Source organism: Citrobacter sp. FDAARGOS_156 (assembly GCF_001559235.2).
In the GTDB taxonomy this organism is placed as follows: domain Bacteria; phylum Pseudomonadota; class Gammaproteobacteria; order Enterobacterales; family Enterobacteriaceae; genus Citrobacter; species Citrobacter youngae.
In genome coordinates this window covers 1342890-1362210 of the sequence record NZ_CP014030.2, presented here as the reverse complement: position 1 = coordinate 1362210, position 19321 = coordinate 1342890, and the positions used below count along the sequence as shown (strand labels likewise).

The window sequence follows — 19321 nt, the reverse complement described above, 5'->3', positions numbered from 1 at the left end:
GGTTATTTAGCCTCCGGTAGCCATCGTCCGGCGATATGCGTTTGCACCTGCGCCACCATCAGACTGAGCGAGGCATAGGAATTGGATATAGCCTCTTCACGGGAGAGTAAAACGTAATGTCCGCGCTGGCAGGCGGTCAGGAACTCACACCAGCCAGGCATCACCGCATCCATCGCCGCGATTTCATCCTGCGGTTTACCGCCGGTATCGCCACGCCAGGTCGCGAAGACAAAATCGGCATCCAGTTCAGGCAGACGTTCCGCACTGACATCAATGCGCCCACCCGGCGGAATACTGTCGATAAGCTTCGGGAAAGTGAAACCAGCATCGCGTAAAACTCGCCCCAGGGAGTGATAGGTGTGTAACGCGTTGATTTTTCCCTGATTAGCCTGTATTACCGCCACAGAGATGTGCTGCGTATCTACTGTCCGCTTGAGCTGGGCAATTTCTTCACGGTAGCGCCGTTCCAGCAATGCCAGCCGGTTCTGCGTACCTGTAAGCTGCGCCAGCTTGCGGTAGATTTCCGGCGCACCGCCATCAAGATGATCGATGCTGACCGTCGGCGCTATTTTTTCCAGTTGCTCAATCGGCGTGTTACGGCTGGGTTCGGTGATGATTAAATCCGGTTTCGCGGCGACAATGGCTTCAATATCAATATCCGCCGTTCCGATATACGCAATCGACGAGTTATCAAAATCAACCCCTGTCAACAGCGCACCTGAGCGCAGAAAATGGCTGCCATCCGGGCGTGTTCGGCCGTGACTGGCCACCGGAGGCACGCCCAGCTCGATCAGCGGAATAGTGATGTCGAGATCGTGCAATGACACAATGCGCTGCGGATGTAGCGGCACGTTCACCACTCGCCCGAGATCGTCAGTAAATGACTGAACAGGCACCGCCGCCTGGGCGGTGCAGCCGACCAGCAGCAGCAATGAAAAGATTAAACGCATATACCCTCTTAACAATTACAAACGATCCCGGCGACGCCAGAGCAACAGTAAAAAGAACGGTCCACCGACCAGGGCAATGACGATCCCGGCGGGGATTTGCAGTGGGGCAAACGCCAGACGCCCCACGGTATCGGTGACCAGCACCAGCAATGCACCGATCAACGCACTTCCCCACAGCAGCGCTGTTTGTCCGCCACGCAGCCAGAATCGTGCCATGTGTGGCGCCATTAACCCGACAAAACCGAGGCTGCCCACGCAGGCAACACTGGCGGCGGTGAGTACAACCGGCGCGAGAAAACGCAACAACGCCAGTCGGGGTAAACGTACACCCAGCCCCGTTGCCGTCGCATTGCCAAGTAGCGCCACATCTGAAGCTCTCGCCGTGGCAAATAAGATGATGGCCGCAGGCAACGTCCAGACCAGCGCCACCAGCAGTAGCGGCCAGGTGGCGGCATGAAGGCTGCCCGCCAGCCAGACCAGTGCAGTCTGAACGTCACGGACATCCGCGGTGGTCATAAATACGCCCATTCCCGCGGCAAAGAACCACGACACGCCAATGCCTATCAACACGAAGCGAGGCCGGGAGAAATCACGGGCCAGCAGCATCACCAGTGCAGCGACCAGTGCGCCACCGGCCATTCCTGCCAGGGGCCGCCAGACCAGACTTGCGGACGGGAAAAATAGCACCAGGGCCAGCACCACCACGCAACTCCCTTCTTTGACACCGATAAGCCCGGGATCGGCCAACCCGTTGCGGGTGATAGATTGCATCGCCGCCCCAGCCAATCCGAGCATCGCCCCGCACAGAAGCGCCATCAGCAGTCGCGGCAGTCGTACATCCCAAACGACATACTGTTGCTGAGCCGTCAACGCCTGAGGGTCAAACACCGCCCGTCCGATAGCGGAAGCCGGAACCGGGAGCGAACCCTGCATCACGCCGAACAGCAGTAATGCGATTGCCAGCACCGTCAGGCTGAGGCTGTACAGCACGGTTTTGGGACGAATGACACGAGAAAATCCCCCCACCCGCCATGCACGAAGCCCTGCACGCTGCAGCATATCGTTCATTTCAAAAACCTCGACGCAATGAAAATAAACGCCGGCGCGCCCACCAGGGCGGTCATGATCCCTGTAGCCAGCTCCTGCGGAGCCAGCACCGTGCGGGCGGCAATATCCGCCAACAGCAGCAGCGCCGCACCCAGCAATGCCGACGTCGGTAGCATCTGACGAATATCTTCTGTTACCAGACGGCGGGTAACGTTAGGCACTAACAGACCGATAAACCCCAGCGGCCCCACGACAGAGACTGCCGCACCGCACAACAGCGCAATGGCTACCATCGCCAGCAAGCGTATGCGCAGAATGTTCACCCCTAACCCACAGGCCATACGGTCGCCGAGAGCCAGAATATTCAGGCCCGGCGCGATAGCGAGCGCCAAAACCATACCAGCTAGCGACGGAGGAACGGCGCTTTTGACTGCTTCCCAGTGCAGACCAGAAAGATCGCCCACCAGCCAGGTGCGCATTGCCAACAGGGTTTGTTCATCCAGAATCAGGATGGCCGCAGTAAGCGATGACACCATGGCCGACAGCGCCACGCCGCACAGCGTAACCTTCAGCGGCGTTAACCCCCCCCGTCCGGCGGAAGAAAGCGCGATGACCAACGAGAACAACGCCGCTGCGCCTCCAGCCGCCAGCAATGGCTGGCTTACCCCCGTCACGCCAAGCGCGGTGCACAACACAACGACAAAAGCAGCCCCGGCGTTCAGCCCCAGAATATGCGGCTCTCCCAGCGGATTACGAATCAACGCCTGCAACAGCACACCCGCCACACCTAACGCTGCGCCGACCAGCATCGCCGCCGTCATGCGCAGCAGACGTAAGGAGACAATAATCCGGTGGTCGAAATCTTTCGCGTCAAAGTGGAACAGCGCCTGCACGACGGTCTGCGGGCTGATAGTGCGTGCGCCAACACCCAGATGCACCACCGCCAGAACACACAACAGCAGCGTTAACACGGGGAGTGCCAGCATAAACCGGCCACGGCGACGAGGCAGTGTGCTTGTCATGACCGTCATTGCTCTTGCCCGCCCGGCGCGCGGAACGGCATAAAGAACGGTTTGCCGGTGAGAGGATTCACCGACATCTGCACGTCGACGTCAAACACGTGCTTAATCAACTCGGGCGTGCAGTTTTCGCCATCATGCACGACGCCCTGCAACGTCCCCTGTTTGAGGAACACCAGCATGTCCCCGTAATTCACGGCAAAATTCAGGTCATGCAGGACCACGATCACTGTACGACCATGATGGCGAGTCAGTGAATGCAACAGTTCAAGGATCTCTACCTGATAGCGCAGATCGAGAAACGTAGTCGGCTCATCCAACAAGATGACCGGCGTTTGCTGTGCCAGCGCCATCGCAATCCAGCAGCGCTGACGTTGCCCACCGGAAAGGCTCTCCACCGGCAAATGCGCAAAATCAGCAGTTCCGGTTAACTGGAGCGCCTGCTCCACGGCACGTTCGTCATCGTCCGTCCATTGCGAAAGCATGTTCTGCCAGGGAAAACGCCCACGCGATACCAGTTCGAAAACGGTAAGTCCTTCGGGCACCAATGGGGATTGCGGCAGGATGCCAAGCTGGCGCGAAACCGCTTTGGTGGGCTGTTGATGAATGGCTTTGCCATCCAGCAATACGCTGCCGCCGTGCGGTTTCAACATCCGAGCCATGGTGCTTAACAACGTTGATTTACCCGAGCCGTTCGCCCCCACCAGCACCGTCATTTTGCCTTGCGGAATAGTGAGACAGATATCGTGGACAATGGTGTTATGGCGATAACCCGCAGAAAGCTGTTGTAGTTCAATGCCCGTTCTGTGGGCGGTATTTTCCACATGCTGTGGCATGTTCACTCCTGCGCCGCCGCATGGCAAAGCCTGCATGCGTAATTCTCTAAATAAAAATAAAACTCATTCTCTTTGTGATCTTGCTGGCTTGCGCTGTAGTAGTCAAGCAATTACACCCTGTAGTTACATCACCTGTTGCCAACAACCAAAGCACAAATAAAAAATGCCGAAAAATCAATAAAAACCATTCTTTTTCAATGTATTGTAAATTAAATACCCTTAAAAAAACGACGGTTAAGTTGTGTCGAATCGCCTGTAGTTTCTTTTTCATTTTTACGTTTACTACTACAAACGCCCATGATTGAATGATTCTCAATTACACATCTGATGCCAGTAACGCCGGCTTACAGATGGATAAATGCAGGGCTGGCAAGCCGGGCAATGAATTGAATCAACCTGTTTCCCTGCCCATTTTTGGCAGGGTCTTTTGCGGAATAAATAAAATAATGGCTGAGTTAACGACTTACTTTTCGGGGATGAAAGGGCGGGCATTGTGCTCTGCTCTCTTTCTGGGCATAACAACAACACCTACGGTATTTGCAGCGGAGAAAGAGACGACTCCGCCTAAAGGGGAAGATACCATCACCGTTCGGGCAGATGCGTCGTCTGCCGATCAGGCCGTAACATCGGGTTATCAACCGCTGAGCTCGTCCACCGCGACGCTGACATCCATGCCATTGTTGGATATCCCACAAGTGGTGAACACTGTCAGCGATAAAGTGCTGGAAGATCAGCACGTCACGACGCTGGACGAAGCGCTGTATAACGTCAGTAACGTTGTGCAAACCAACACATTAGGTGGCACACAGGATGCGTTTGTTCGCCGTGGCTTCGGCGCAAACCGTGACGGCTCGGTGATGACCAACGGTCTGAAAACCGTGTTGCCGCGCAGCTTTAACGCCGCAACCTCACGCGTGGAAGTACTGAAAGGCCCGGCCTCAACCCTGTACGGGATTCTCGATCCCGGCGGCCTGATTAACGTCGTCACCAAACGTCCGGAAACGCAGTTTGGCGGGTCGATTTCAGCAACCTCCAGCAGTTTTGGCGGCGGTACGGGGCAGTTTGACGTGACAGGGCCGATTGAAGGTACGCCGTTGGCGTATCGTCTGATTGGCGAGTACCAACACGAGGATTACTGGCGCAACTTTGGCACCAATCAGAGCAGCTTTATCTCCCCTTCTCTGACCTGGTTTGGCGACAACGCCACCGTCAGCGTGCTCTATTCACACCGCGACTACAAAGCGCCGTTCGATCGCGGCACCATTTTCGATCTCAACACCAAACACGCGGTGAATGTGGATCGCAAAACCCGCTTTGATGAGCCGTTTAATATCACCGACGGCAAATCGGATCTGGCACAGTTGAATGCCGAATACCGCTTCAACAGCGAATGGACAGCGAAATTCGACTACAGCTTTAGCCAGGATAAATACAGCGATAATCAGGCTCGCGTAATGGCGTATGATTCTGCAACCGGAAATCTGACCCGCCGTGTCGATGCCACTCAAGGCTCCACCCAGCGCATGCACGCCACACGTGCCGATTTACAGGGCAACGTCGATATCGCTGGCTTTTATAACGAGATCCTCACCGGCGTCTCTTATGAGAACTACGATCTGCTACGCACCGACATGATCCGCTGCAAGAACGTAAAAGGGTTCAATATTTATAATCCTGTCTACGGTACGTTGGATAAATGTACTAACGTTTCTGCCGCTGATAGCGATCAGACTATTCAACAAGAGAGCTATTCTGCGTATGTGCAGGACGCGCTGTACCTGACCGATAAATGGATCGCCGTCGCCGGGATGCGTTATCAGTACTACACCGAATACGCTGGCAAAGGGCGTCCGTTCAACGTCAACACCAACAGTACCGACCAACAGTGGGTGCCCAAATTCGGTATGGTTTACAAACTGACGCCGTCGGTATCGCTGTTCGGTAACGTCTCGCGATCCTTCATGCCGCAATATTCTATCGCCAGTTATATTGGCGAACTGCCACCTGAAACCTCAACGGCTTATGAAGTGGGGGCAAAATTCGATATCTTTGACGGTATCACCGCCAATATTGCCCTGTTTGATATTGATAAACGCAATGTGCTGTACAACGAAATGATCAATGGCGAAACTGTGGCGAAAACGGCGGGTCGCGTGCGTTCACAAGGTGTGGAAGTGGATGTCGCCGGTTCGTTGACCACCAACACCAATATCATCGCCAGCTACGGTTATACCGCCGCGAAAGTGACGGAAGATCCTGATTACAAAGGTAAGCCGCTGCCTAATGTACCGAAGCATACCGGCTCATTATTCCTCACCTACGATATTCAGAATGCCTTTATGGGCAATACCCTGACGATTGGCGGTGGGGGTCATGGGGTGAGTCGCCGTTCCGCAACCAATGGCGCAGACTATTATCTGCCAGGCTATTTTGTCGCCGATGCCTTTGCCGCTTATAAGATGAAGCTGCAATATCCGGTCACATTGCAGCTCAATGTGAAAAACCTGTTTGATAAGACCTATTACACCTCATCCATTGCCACCAATAATCTGGGTAATCAGATCGGCGACCCACGAGAAGTGCAGTTCACGGTGAAAATGGAATTCTGATCCTCTTCATCCATTAACCCTGCCAATTCTGGCAGGGTTTCCCGCTTATTCCGCCATTTTAAGATAATTGCACTTGTGCTGTCGTCGCCCCGTTTATACAACCCTAAAGATCACCTGTAATTTGATGACTTTTATTTTGTTATGGGCGACTGGGGACCACAATAATGAATGGGATAACATCATGACTAAAACAAAACTGACGCTGCTATTACCTTTATTTTTAGCTGGCTGTTCAATGAGTGACGGAGAATTAAGAAATGCTTATGCTCAGCATTATCAGCAACCCGCCGCCTATGTCGATATCTATAAGCAGAAAATAGCCGGGATGGATATTAATGCACTGGCACAATATGCCGCCGCAGAAGATAAGAAAAAAATGCGTGGTCAGCCAAGACTGAAGATCGACGAATTCATTACCATTGAGAACGTGCAGGCGAAAGGGAATCGGGTGGTCTACGATTATACGCTGTCCGAGGGCTGGCTGGCGCTGTCCGCAGATAAACAGCGCGAGAAGCAGAGCAATATGAATAAAGATTTGATCTACCGAACCTGTTCGCTGGAAACGGTACGTCTGGCGCAGGCAAAAGGGCTGGAAGAAGAACATAACTATTACCGCCAGTATCCTGACAAGTTAGCCTTCACCCTGAGAACCAGCGCACAGATTTGTATGCAAAACGGTTTTACCAAATAGCCGCAATCCACTATGCCTGATGCGCTGCGCTTATCAGGCCTACAATTTGCACGCTGCCGTATGCCGGATAAGGCGCCAGCGCCGCATCCGGCTTAAGCATCAGAACTTCCACGAAACGCTGCCAACAATGCTGCGCTCGGCACCGAAATAACAGTATGAGAGCGAATTACAGGCTGCAACGTAACGCTTGTCGGTCAGATTGTTGACGTTCAACTGCGTGCTCAAACCTTTAATACCAATATTCGTTAAGTCGTAGCCAATCGCCAGATCCACCAGCGTATACGATGGCAGGGTGTGAGTATTCTGGCGATCGCTGGTAATACCGTTGACGTAACGCACGCCTGAGCCCAACGTTAGCCCCGCCAGTGGGCCATTTTTCACATCGTAGCTTAACCAGGTGCTGGCCTGATTGCGCGGCGCATAAACGGCACGCTTGCCCTGCTCTTCCGGGCTGCTTTTCTTATAGCGAATGTCGGTATAGGTATACGCCGCCTGCAAACGGAAACTGTCCGTCAGTTGGCTAATAGCTTCCAGCTCCACCCCTTCAGATTCAATTTCGCCAATCGAACGGTACGGATCGGTCGGCTCTTCTTTGGTGGCAATATTGGTCTGATTAATGCGGAACACCGACGCGCTAAACTGGCTATTCAACCCTTCCGGTTCATATTTCAGCCCGGCTTCCCACTGCTTGCCTTTCATCGGTTCCAACAGGTTACCGTTCTCATCAGCAAAACTGGTTGGCGTAAAGGCGGTGGAATAGCTGATGTACGGCGCAACGCCGTTATCGAACAAATAAAGCAGAGCAGCGCGACTGCTGAAGTTATTTTTGTCCAGATCGCTGCGAGTGCCGTTTTGCTTATCAATATTAGATATGCTCACCTGATCGTAGCGGCCACCGAGCGTTATACGGAAGCGATCCCATGACATCTGATCCTGCAAATAGTAGCCCGTCTGGCGCAACTTGTGTTTCTCGCGCGCATACATATTGATGTAATCCGGCTTCGCGCCGTACACCGGATTAAAGGCGTCAATCGGCGGGAACGCCCCGTAGTAGCCGGTGGTATTGTTGCTGCGATCCTGATAGTCGATCCCCACCAGCAGACGGTGGTTTACCTGCCAGGTATCAAAGCTGCCGTCGAGCTGGTTATCCAGCGTAATCGCCGACATGTTTTCGTCTGAGCCGGAGTAGCCGCGATTAAGTTCGGTTTCATTCAACCAGCCTGCCGCATACACCTGGTTCAGCTCAACGTCGGTATGCAGATAGCGTAGCTTTTGCCGTACCGACCAACCGCTATCAAACATATGCTCAATGTTGTAGCCCACCATGTTTTCACGGCGATCGTATTTGTCATAATCATCCTCGCCTTCGTAAAAGGTATTGGAGATCTTTTGCCCGTAATGCGGAACCACGGTGCCGTCATACGGCAGACCGGAGTGGCTACCGCCTTCCGGGTCACGGTGCAGATAGGCCATCAGGTCAAGACGCGTTTGATCGGTGATGCGCCAGGTCAGGCTCGGCATCAGCGCGTAACGTTCTTCCTTCAAGGGACCAAACTGCGAGTCCGCATAACGCGTCATTCCACTCAGTCGTGCGGCGACGCGATCGTTATCATCCAGCGCCCCGGTGACGTCAAACGCCGCGCCGCGCTGGTTATTGTTGCCAGCAAACAGCTTCACTTCTCCGCCCGCATCAAACGACGGTTTACGCGATGTCAGCGCCACGATCCCGCCCGGAGAGGAACGGCCGTACAGCACGGAAGCCGGGCCGCGCACCACTTCAATATTGTCGAGAAACCACGGATCGATCACCAGCGAACTGTGCGAGTTAGTGTCGCCCATCATTTTCAGGCCGTCGAGATAGACGTTGTCCAGACTACCATCGGAGAAACCGCGCAGCACAATGTAGTCAAAGCGGTTGGAGGCACCAATCTGATTGCTGTACACCCCAGGTGTGTAGCTAACAGCCTGCCGCACGCTGGTTGCGCCCTGCTCTTCAAACTGTTCACGGGTAACGATCGATACCGACTGCGGTGTTTCGATATCCGGTGTGGCAAGCTTGGTCGCCCCACTCTGCATTTGCGAAGTGACAACCACCGTATCGTTTTTTGTTGTTTCCTGCGCCAGCAGAGGAAAAGCCACACTGCCGGTCACCCATCCTATCAGCAGCGCCAACCGAGTCTTCGCGAACATGAACATCTCCCAAGGCATATCTATCTGTAAATGAGAATTATTGCCATTTTTGTATCAGGAGTCGCTATGCCGAATGCCAGGTTGCGTATGCGCAGCGCCAAATTATGAATCAGCTTCGCGCATAAAACGGGAAAATGGATTAGCAAAGTTTGAGAACATCACCGGGCGGGAAGCCATAGCGACGACGAAAAGCGGTAGAGAAGTTAGTTGCGTGCTGATAACCCGACATCCAGGCCGCCTGCTGTACGCTGTATCCTTCCAGTAAATAGCCGCGCGCACGTTCCAGACGGCAGTCGCGCAGGTAGTCAAAGACGGAACAGCCATATGCCGCACGGAACTTGCTGCGCAAACTGCTGGGGCTCATCGCTGCGCGCTGCGCCAGCTCGTTAAGCGTGTAGTCATTTTCAGGGGATTGCTCCAACAGACGGCGCACCCTTTCCAGCCGCTGCTGTTCGCCACTGGCGGCGAGGCATTTGCCGCTTTCCACCTGACAAACGCTGAGACCGTGACCAAATAATTGTAAAATCAGTCCTTCCAGCATCAACTGGCGGGAAACATGGCTAAGTGAGCCCTGCTGCGCATACTGTAATCCGCTGAGTAAAAACCCCGGCACCTGCCAAATAAGCGTTGGCGTCTGACAGTTTTCCCACTCACGCATGAGGGATTCAAGTAATCCTTTGCGCCATGCTCCGTCAGGATACAACCCGAGTGATAGCGTCCGTAGCTTGCAGTCGGCAAGGTGACGGGCGCTCATTGCCTGGCGTTCACTCAGACGCGAACTAAACGCCATGCCGGAACGTACCACATGTTCCTGCCCGTTGAGCGTCAGTATCACGCAACCTTCCAGCACCACCAGCATATACAAGGGGCTACTGTGCCGGGAGGTAGTTTCATACGGTTGCAGCACCTGTACATCAGAGTGTGTGACGCACATCCCGCAAGGGAGCATCATCTCCTCTACTTCCCCTTGCAATACAGCACTGGAACACGGAAGACCCGTTTTTTGCGCCAGCAACGGAAAACGGTAATCGATCCCGTAACGCTCACCAAAGTCCCTAAACTCACTGACGGAGAAGGTGCGGGTAAAACGTCCGGATGTATTCTGGATGGTGGTGTTGTTCATGCTGTCTTCTGCACAAGAAATGGAATTTGCAACGTACGATGGGTGGCAACATTACCATTACCCGCACAACACAACAATAATAATGAGAATTGTTATCAATATGGTGTTCTGCGGGTTACTCCAGCCAGAGCAGTTCTGCTATGTCAGCCTCAGGCGCAGCTTCTTTTAACCAGCGATACAGCAACTCAATATTTCGAAGCCGGGTTGACGCTTTTGGCCAGACGAGATAATAACCGTCCCCTGTCGCGACCACCTGTTTAAACGGTAACGCCAGCATCCCACTCTCAATAGCCGTCAGGCTTAATAGCAGATCGGCGACCGCTACCCCATGCCCGCTCATTGCCGCAAGACTCCCCTGCTCCAGGGTGTCGAACACGTTGCCACGTGCCAGGTTCAACGCAGGAAACGCCCCGGTACGCTGCAGCCAGCGACGCCAGTCGCGGCGATCGGCGGAAGGATGAATCAATTCACAGGCGGCGATATCACTTTGCGCCTGAGCCTGCAACGCAGGCGCACAGACCGGGATTAGCCACTCCTGAAACAGCAAACGACTGTCCGTATCCTCGCCAAAATAACCATTCCCCAACAGGATTGCACAGTCATACGGTTCGCGACTGAATGCGACGGAATCGGTGTCCATCCACACGCTGGAGATTTCAATCACCGGCGTTGGATGGGCTTCCCGGAAATGCCGCAGCACATCCAGCAGCCAGCGCATGGTCAACGTTGAGGGTGCTTTCAACCGCAGCTCATGACTGCTGCTACGAAAAGCATGGCAGGCATGTTCTAAACTCTGAAACCCGGCCGTCAGCTGTTGCGCTAACCCCTGCCCTGAAGGCGTTATCTCAATACGGGGACCGCTACGAACAAACAGTTCGCAGCCAAACCAGGCTTCCAGTGTGCGAATATGACGGCTTACCGCACCAGGCGTGACGTTCAGTTGAATAGCCGCTTTACTAAAGGACCCCAGACGGGCAGCAGCTTCGAAAGCTCTCAGGGCATACAGCGGGGGTAGCGTCATCATCGGCTTCTATGTTGAGTTTTACTCACAGTAGAGCGCAGTTTTATTCGTTTTTCAATGTGACACGCAAGCGGAATACTGATGAAAAATAACGTCAGGATCATCAGATATGAATCTCGCTTTACTGGCTGTATACAGCCTCTCGGTGCTAACACTGTTGCTAACGCCTGGTCCTGTTGTGGCACTGATTACCGCGACGGCGGCACAGTACGGCTATCGCCAGGCCTTTATGACGCTATGCGGAACTAACGGTGCTTCATTGCTCTTGCTTGCGCTCGCTGCGCTGATGCTGGCGGGGGTGGTATCACTCTCTCCTCTGCTGCTGTGTGTGTTGGGTCTCGCCGGATCGCTGTATATCGGCTATAGCGCGTTTTGCAGTCTGTGGGCAAGAAATCAAGCCGCCAGCGAAGACTCTCGCCAGCCGTCTCATGGGGGATTTATCAACGGTTTTCTGATTGGCGTATCAAACCCGAAAGATATTCTGTTTTTCGTTTCATTCTTTCCACAGTTCATCACCATTACACATAATTTCGCCACCAGCATGCTGATACTCACGCTGGTATGGATCATTTTTGACGTTGCCGTTCTGTCATTTTATATCGTGATTTTCAAACGCTGGATGCCCACGCTGTTTGTCAGATACAGCGTTTTTATCTCATCCCTGTTCCTGCTGGCGGTAGCGGTGTTTGGCATTATCTATAACACCAATGCAATACGAATGTTGTAGCCCGCATAATCAGGTCATGATGATTTTACCGATGTCTGATGTAATTTATCGGTGTTAATATTCAGCACATCAGAGAATATATACCGTAATATTTCCCCGACTTTCTGCCGGAACTCTGACCCAGGATAATGCGTCAACCGTGATAATCGCCATTTCATTTTCCAACCTTAGCAGGGGAGTCTTGTCGTCAGGAACAGATGAACTTTCGCATATTTCGATTACCCCTCGAAAAGCGATGAACACGCGGTCAGGAACATCAGATAACTTTATCCATTCAGTCGTGATCGTTAACTTTCGCGTAAACATCCCCGATCCCTCTATCGCGATTTATATCTCAGAATGTAAAATCTGGCTACAACAACGTATTATGACTGGCAAATTTCATTTATGTATCGCCAGTGTTCATCACCCATCCAGATTAAAATAAAAGTAGTAAAACTCATTTGAAGTATGCTTTACAAACTCAACCGGAAGATTATTTTTGATGAACAGCGACTTTGCAAATTCGACATCACCATAAACCCGAAGACAGAAAGGTTTTAATATCTCGCCCTGAGTACCAAAGCACTCCTGAAGTCGGGTGTCATCCATAAAAATAAAATTGCCTTTGCGAACCTTAACATCTTCACTCAAATCACGCCATTTCCCGGGTGTGAGAAGAAAACTCTTCCAACCATTATTCCTTAGATTTTCAATAACATGAGTAAATTTAAAATAGTAACTCTGCATTGTGACATCACCACTTGATGTAGCATATAAATACTCTATCTTAAATTTAAGTTGGGCATTAATGCTTTTCCTTTTCCCCTCTTCTATTAACCACTGAAGTTCGTTGGCGATAGTTTTTGAAAATATCTTCCTTTTTTTCGCAATCGCCAGCCAGTTCATAATGAAGAGATGTTCTGATATTTTAGAGTAAACCTTCTGGTCCTGTATTGCGATACCCACGGCAACTAACGCACTCCAGGTAAACGTTTCAAGTTCATCCTGGTAATTGTGCCTCGATGCGCTGATCTTTCCTAAATCACTGACCACTTAAAACCCACCCAGATAAATCGTTATCACATTTGGACTTGGCATCACTTCATTTAAAAAACTACTACAATTAAAACCAGCATAATATGATCCAGATTAATTAATTCTCACGTATAAAAAACGCCGGATTAACATATTACCTTCCTTAATCATTCATCTATATACGACACCGTGGTAAAACAATAAGAATAATGCGATAAAGATGAAAACAAATAATAACTCATGACAACCAGTTTTATTTGAGATTATAAATAACATTATCAAGCAAACCTCCGCGCCCCGGAGGTTTGCTTGCAGCAGTTACGACTAATAGAAAATACCGATAATCAAAGTATGGGTGACAAAGCCCACAATAAGCGGCACAGCAGTACGTTTAACTACATCGAAAGGTGTAATTTTTGCCCCACTTGAAACCGCAATAACAACACCGGATACCGGCGAAATAGCCCGCCCCATATGTGATGCCTGCTGCATAGGTAGGATCATAGCAACCGCGTTAGCGCCCATGCTCGCGGCAATTTGTGGGATTAACTCAACAAATGCCAGGAATGGCGCATTCCCCGAGCCCATAATAATTGCTGCCGCAAGCGTCACCAGCGCGAAGACGACGGCCATCGCAAAGGGTGGTAATCCGACATGTTCTGCCATCAAAATTAACTGATCAATGGCACCAATGACTTTGATGCCATGCGCGAAAACTCCGGCTGCGACCAGCAGGCCCACAACACCGGTAAACGCCGCGCCCATTCCTTTCAGAAAATGGCTGAACCCTTCACACACCGACTTTAAATCACGCGCTCGTATCCATTCAATCAGCATACAAATAGCCATTGCGATAAGCACGATGGTGATTATGTTTAGATTAATTCCACTGACAAACATCGCGGATGATCCTACCGCCATCAGTATAGGCAGCATGGGAAGCACAGCATAAAAAGCCGGCGCCTTTCCTGAATCGACAATCTCAGCGCTCCCGATTTCCCGAGGTAACGTCCCCGCGTTGCGATCGCAATGACGTTGCCAGAAAAAATGGCAAACGCCGACAACCAGTACGGTTGCAAGCGCTGCTGGCCCCTGGTGGTAAACAACGTATTCCACCACATCCATATTGACTGCTTTCGCTCCCCTGATGGCATCAATCGCTGTTGGGGTGTATGCCACCCCCAGCGAGGTGGCGATGACCCCGGCGGCCGAAGCCGCAGAGAGCCCCAGGCCCAGCATAATCGGGAACATTGTCCCCATCAGTAACACGGCAAGCCCGGTCGCTGAAGGGATGGCCAGTTGCAGGAGACTGGCAAGCAGGTAGGAAAAAAACAGCAGAATATAAGGAGATCGCAGTGCCCGTAACGGTTTCGTCACCACGCGCACCACAGCTTCATTTGCCCCGATATGATCCATGTAGTGAGCAAATCCCATCAACGCCATGATCATCAGACCGAGATCGGCTGCACGTGTGCTGAACAGATCGCGCATAACTTCAAATGGATCGAGAAAAGCAATCCCGGTACTGGCAACCCCCTTCGGCAATACGGAGCCCCATCCGGTTAATCCGGTACAAATCATTAGCACCAGACCAGCGATAAATAACACGGGTTCGGCCCGGTACCCCTTCAGGATCAGACGAGCGACCACAACGATAACCAGAAGGGCAATTATTACCTGAATCATGACTGAGTTCTCCCTTCGGCGAACTCAGCGTAGGTTTCTTCAATAACTGCGACCACAACATCACTGGCTGCCCGTAGCGATCGCACCGGCAAGTATTCATAAATTGAATGGAAATTATGCGCACCGGTAAAAATATTCGGACACGGTAACCCTTTCTGCGACAGAACCGCGCCATCATACCCGCCACGCATGGCGACAGGTTGCGGAGTGATTCCGCATTTCTGATAAGCACGCATAGCAATATCAATAGGATAATGCGAATCGCCCTGCAGGCTATTAAACACATTCGCATAGCGATCGGTTAAATGGCAGACCACGCTATTTTCGCCCCATAGTGCACAGGCACTTACTGCAAGCTGGCGAATAAATGCCATACGGGACTTATAACCTTCTTCACTAAAGTCGCGAATATCCAGTTTCAGTACGGTACGGGCACTGTTACCCTGCAGCTGTTTTACCCAGTAATATCCTTCACGACCTTCCGTATATTCAGGTGCTTCTCCGCCCGGCAGCATCGCAATAAACTTATGCGCCATCAGCAGAGAATTCTTCAGTTTACCTTTAGCTGACATTGGGTGCGCAGATTGACCGGTGAAGATAATTTCCGCATCGCCTGCATTCCAGTTTTCATAGACAAACTCACCTATGCCGCAGCAATCCAGGGTATAGCCAAAATTTGCGCCAAACGCGGCAACATCAAAAGCTTTGGCACCCCGTAGCCCCTGCTCTTCATCAGGAACAAAACCGACCTTCACCGGTCCATGTTTAATCTCCGGATGTGCAACCAGATACTGTATGGCATTCATGATGGCAGCGATGGCAGCTTTATCATCAGCACCTAACAGGCTGGTTCCATCCGTCACGAGCAGGTCATCACCGATATAGTTTTTCAGTTCTGGAAATTCACTTTCGCGCAGATAGATATTATGTTCTTTGTTCAGGCATAAATCGCCACCGCTATAGTGAAGGCGTTGCGCATGCGTGTCTGCAGTCTGTTCGGCACTGGTATCCAGATGTCCAAAAAAGGAAACGACAGGAATATTATCGTCAGTATTTCCAGGTAATGTTGCCGTTACAATCGCCGTATCCCTGACTTCAATGTTTTGCATCCCTAATACTTCAAGCTCTGCTGCGAGCAGTTTTGCCAGCACCATTTGGCCTGGGGAAGACGGCATGATGCCATTTGCGCCATTTTCCCGTGAGGTTGTGGTATTGATTTTGGTGTAGTTAATAAAGCGTTCAACAATATCCATTGTGGGACATCCTTTAATGTTTCATTCATGGGGTACTGCGAGGAGATACCTGCATGCAGCGCGAGAGGGATACATCTGAAGTGTCAAATAAAATAAGCGCTCATCCCAGACCACTGATCTCATGAGTGTTCTGACAACGATTTATATTAAGGAAGATAAAAAACCGATCGTTATGTTTGTAATAAAAATCGCCTTTTTGATGATCATATCATATTCCCTGCTTGTTTTTACGACTATTTTACATGGTGTTAAGCTAACAGAAGCCATAACAGTTTCCGTCTACCCAAGAGATAATGGAAATCATTTAAGTCTCCATATCCTATAAAGACACAAGGCAAACCATCGCTATATTTTTTTAATGAACGAATACCATTACAGCTACGTGCAACCGTTTGCACTTCTCTAGAAATAGCCATTTAGTGCATTAAAATCCATGAGCAAGGTCACATTTATCCCAACGACAAGAAAAACATATCACGCTGAAAAACAGACAATTATAAGCGCCACTATACTATACCCTGGTAAACAGAGGGATAGCTGAACAATTCATTACGGAATAGAAACGCCGCGGTACTATTATAAAGTCATGATATCCGGCATCATTAGTCATAGTAGCCACAATAACACCTGGCACGGTGTTAAATTATTATTAATAGGTGCTACCCGATGAATTACAGGTAAAAAAACCTCTACCCTGAGAAGAGATACAGAGTAGAGGAAATACGGGTGTAAAGGACATATTTATAATTTTAATGATAACAGAAGAGTCTCTTGCAGAAACAAGTATACACATTTCTCACCATAGAGAGAATTCTTAAACAGAAATAATTTACAGAACATCATCCTGCGATAGCTATAATAAATACTGCTTATCATAAATAAAACAATCAATCCCGACACGCTTAAATCAGGCTAATATATTAGCGTGAAACATAAGAACGAAGAGTGCAGAATAACTCAAATCCATATTTTTAAAGCCATTTAAATATAAAATATTTTAATGATTTAATATGTTAATAACATTACAACAATTTAAAGCTATTCGATGCGACGAGATGTCCTTCCAGGCCATTTTTCCGTTGCGGGTCACACTTTTACTGGCGCAAGATTCCCATCCAACATTCCACTGCTATCATACACCGTGTAAATACCTTTCAACTCAACCCGAGGCTTTGATGCTGGAGAATGTCATCATCAGATAATCAGTTTGCCGACCTTATCAGGCCGGACTGGTTATCAATGCGCTGAAATCGAATGCGGACACCGCTGTGTGTTTGCACGTTTTGCACATGATGATTAAACAGGTTTCCCAGTATGAATTTATCCCGTCAGGAACAACGTACCTTACACGTTCTCGCCAAAGGTGGCCGCATTGCGCACGTCCGCGACAGCGCTGGCCGCGTCACATCCGTTGAATGTTATAGCCGTGAAGGATTGCTGCTCTGCGACTGCACGCTTGAGGTGTTTAAAAAGCTCAGAACCAAAAAGTTGATCAAATCCGTCAATGGTCAGCCCTACCGCATCAACACCACCGGATTACACAATGTTCGCGCCCAGTTAGATAATCGCTAAGGAGAGAGTGATGGATATTCCCAAGATTTTTACGATCAGCGAAAGCGCTCATCGCATTCATAATCCGTTCACCGCGCAAAAATATGCCACATTAGGTCAGGCGCTACGTATGACGCCAGGAACCCGTGTTCTGGATCTGGGCAGTGGTTCCGGTGAGATGCTCTGCACCTGGGCACGCGACCATGGCATTACGGGGATCGGTATTGATATGAGCCAACTGTTTAGCGCACAAGCCAGACAACGCGCGGAACAGTTGGGCGTCACCGATCGCGTGAGCTTTATCCATAACGATGCGGCAGGTTATGTCGCGGATGAAAAATGCGATATCGCTGCCTGCGTCGGCGCAACGTGGATTGCAGGCGGTGTCGCCGGGACAATCACGCTGCTGGCAAAAAGCCTCAAACCTGGCGGAATCATCGTGATCGGTGAACCGTACTGGCGTCAAATGCCCGCCGCAGAAGATATTGCCCAGGCATGCGGAGCCGGCTCGGTGGCCGATTTTCTTTCCCTTGCCGACCTCGTTTCGTTTTTCGACAAACTGGGCTACGACCTGGTTGAAATGGTGCTGGCAGACCAGGAAGGCTGGGATCGATACGAAGCCGCTAAGTGGTTGACGATGCGTCGATGGCTGGAGGCGAACCCAAATGATGACTTTGCGCAGGAAGTCAGAGAGCAACTGAGGACGTCACCGGGACGCCATGTCACCTTCACCCGGGAATATCTCGGCTGGGGAGTATTCGCACTCATGCAACGGTAATTTTTTGCAGTCGGTATAGCCGGATGGGTTATACCGACCTGCAAAGCCGGTACCCGTTACTTCATTAATACTTCAATAAATTTAGCCAACCAGGCAGGATGAGCAGGCCATGCCGGCGCGGTAATCAGATTACCGTCGACGTGCGCCTGGTCAATCCCGATATCGGCATAATGCCCACCGCTCAACCGAACTTCTGGCGCACACGCTGGATACGCGCTGCAGGTCCGGTTTTCTAACACTCCGGCTGCCGCCAGCAGTTGCGGGCCATGACACACCGCGGCGATAGGTTTACCCGCAGAGTTAAAGTCTTGTACCAGTTGAATGACTTCCGGATTCAGACGTAAATACTCCGGCGCCCGCCCGCCAGGGATCAACAAGGCATCATAATCCGCCTCGCGCGCATCAGAGAAATTCGCATTCAAGGTGAAGCGATGCCCGGGTTTCTCACTGTAGGTCTGCGCCCCATCAAAATCGTGAATGGCGGTCTGAACGTAGTCACCCTGACTTTTATCCGGACAGACGGCATCCACACGATGCCCAAGCATTTGCAAAGCCTGAAAAGGCACCATCGTTTCATAATCTTCGACATAATCTCCGACCAGCATCAGTATCTTCTTCATGCACATCCCCCACTCACGGTTATTAATGATGAGAAATAACGGCCATCTTTACTATAGTCCACACGGTTCATGGCATTAATAAATACAACAGAACAACCGGCCAGATCACAATCCGCGACAAGGCCCGTCAGACGAGGCTTCAGAGCCAACGGCGTGACACATGTTCATGCTGATAAATATAAATTATATATAAATATATAGTT

16 protein-coding genes are annotated in these 19321 nt (G+C 50.9%); 5 read left to right on the top strand and 11 right to left on the bottom strand.

Annotated elements, in window-relative coordinates; genetic code table 11:
• Positions 1-2 precede the first annotated feature (2 nt).
• From AL515_RS06625 to AL515_RS06610, 4 genes are read right to left on the bottom strand one after another with little or no spacing between them, the layout of a single operon-like run.
• On the bottom strand, positions 3-950 hold the full coding sequence (locus AL515_RS06625; RefSeq protein WP_061067372.1) for an ABC transporter substrate-binding protein: 948 nt from the start codon (positions 948-950) through the stop codon (positions 3-5).
• A 15-nt stretch (positions 951-965) separates the two neighbouring features.
• Positions 966-2018, bottom strand: coding sequence for a FecCD family ABC transporter permease (locus tag AL515_RS06620; RefSeq protein WP_061067371.1), 1053 nt, complete (start codon positions 2016-2018; stop codon positions 966-968).
• Positions 2015-3028 carry a FecCD family ABC transporter permease gene (locus AL515_RS06615; RefSeq protein WP_061067370.1) on the bottom strand — a complete coding sequence of 338 codons (1014 nt, stop codon included), beginning with the start codon at positions 3026-3028 and terminating at the stop codon, positions 2015-2017. Before AL515_RS06615 ends, AL515_RS06620 begins: the two co-directional genes overlap by 4 nt.
• The gene (locus tag AL515_RS06610; protein ID WP_061067369.1) at positions 3025-3852 is read right to left on the bottom strand and encodes an ABC transporter ATP-binding protein; all 828 of its coding nucleotides are present in this window, start codon (positions 3850-3852) and stop codon (positions 3025-3027) included. The genes AL515_RS06615 and AL515_RS06610 overlap by 4 nt, the downstream gene beginning before the upstream one ends.
• Positions 3853-4298: 446 nt before the next feature.
• On the opposite strand from AL515_RS06610, the gene AL515_RS06605 reads away from it, so the two are divergent.
• On the top strand, positions 4299-6461 hold the full coding sequence (locus AL515_RS06605; protein WP_061067368.1) for a TonB-dependent siderophore receptor: 2163 nt from the start codon (positions 4299-4301) through the stop codon (positions 6459-6461).
• Between the two features lie 181 nt (positions 6462-6642).
• A complete protein-coding gene (locus AL515_RS06600) occupies positions 6643-7152 on the top strand; it encodes a hypothetical protein (protein WP_061067367.1) in 510 nt (169 codons plus the stop codon).
• 99 nt (positions 7153-7251) lie between these two features.
• On the opposite strand, the gene foxA is transcribed toward AL515_RS06600, so the two are convergent.
• From foxA to AL515_RS06585, 3 genes are all read right to left on the bottom strand, one after another.
• On the bottom strand, positions 7252-9360 hold the full coding sequence (gene foxA / locus AL515_RS06595) for a ferrioxamine B receptor FoxA (RefSeq protein ID WP_105242151.1): 2109 nt from the start codon (positions 9358-9360) through the stop codon (positions 7252-7254).
• 121 nt (positions 9361-9481) lie between these two features.
• On the bottom strand, positions 9482-10465 hold the full coding sequence (locus AL515_RS06590) for an AraC family transcriptional regulator (RefSeq protein WP_061067366.1): 984 nt from the start codon (positions 10463-10465) through the stop codon (positions 9482-9484).
• 115 nt (positions 10466-10580) lie between these two features.
• The gene (locus AL515_RS06585) at positions 10581-11486 is read right to left on the bottom strand and encodes a LysR substrate-binding domain-containing protein (protein ID WP_061067365.1); all 906 of its coding nucleotides are present in this window, start codon (positions 11484-11486) and stop codon (positions 10581-10583) included.
• Between the two features lie 109 nt (positions 11487-11595).
• Here AL515_RS06585 and AL515_RS06580 point away from each other — a divergent pair, with 109 nt between their 5' ends.
• The gene (locus tag AL515_RS06580) at positions 11596-12213 is read left to right on the top strand and encodes a LysE family translocator (RefSeq protein WP_061067364.1); all 618 of its coding nucleotides are present in this window, start codon (positions 11596-11598) and stop codon (positions 12211-12213) included.
• A 405-nt stretch (positions 12214-12618) separates the two neighbouring features.
• Here AL515_RS06580 and AL515_RS06570 read toward each other — a convergent pair whose 3' ends face one another.
• The 3 genes from AL515_RS06570 to pepT all read right to left on the bottom strand — a co-directional run bounded on the left by AL515_RS06570 (position 12619) and on the right by pepT (position 16169).
• Complete coding sequence (locus tag AL515_RS06570) at positions 12619-13248, bottom strand: DUF2913 family protein (protein WP_061067363.1); 630 nt, start codon at positions 13246-13248, stop codon at positions 12619-12621.
• Positions 13249-13554: 306 nt separating this feature from the next.
• Positions 13555-14916: a C4-dicarboxylate transporter DcuC gene (dcuC, locus tag AL515_RS06565; RefSeq protein ID WP_061067362.1), complete on the bottom strand. Its 1362-nt coding sequence runs from the start codon at positions 14914-14916 to the stop codon at positions 13555-13557.
• Positions 14913-16169 carry a peptidase T gene (gene pepT, locus AL515_RS06560; RefSeq protein ID WP_061067361.1) on the bottom strand — a complete coding sequence of 419 codons (1257 nt, stop codon included), beginning with the start codon at positions 16167-16169 and terminating at the stop codon, positions 14913-14915. Before pepT ends, dcuC begins: the two co-directional genes overlap by 4 nt.
• Before the next feature lie 1314 nt (positions 16170-17483).
• Between pepT and AL515_RS06550 the strand changes: the two genes are divergently transcribed.
• A complete protein-coding gene (locus AL515_RS06550; RefSeq protein WP_061067360.1) occupies positions 17484-17741 on the top strand; it encodes a YjhX family toxin in 258 nt (85 codons plus the stop codon).
• 10 nt (positions 17742-17751) lie between these two features.
• Positions 17752-18498 carry an SAM-dependent methyltransferase gene (locus AL515_RS06545; RefSeq protein WP_061067359.1) on the top strand — a complete coding sequence of 249 codons (747 nt, stop codon included), beginning with the start codon at positions 17752-17754 and terminating at the stop codon, positions 18496-18498.
• A gap of 56 nt (positions 18499-18554) precedes the next feature.
• On the opposite strand, the gene AL515_RS06540 is transcribed toward AL515_RS06545, so the two are convergent.
• Positions 18555-19118, bottom strand: a complete 564-nt coding sequence (locus AL515_RS06540; RefSeq protein ID WP_082759570.1) for a DJ-1/PfpI family protein — start codon at positions 19116-19118, stop codon at positions 18555-18557.
• Positions 19119-19321 lie beyond the last annotated feature (203 nt).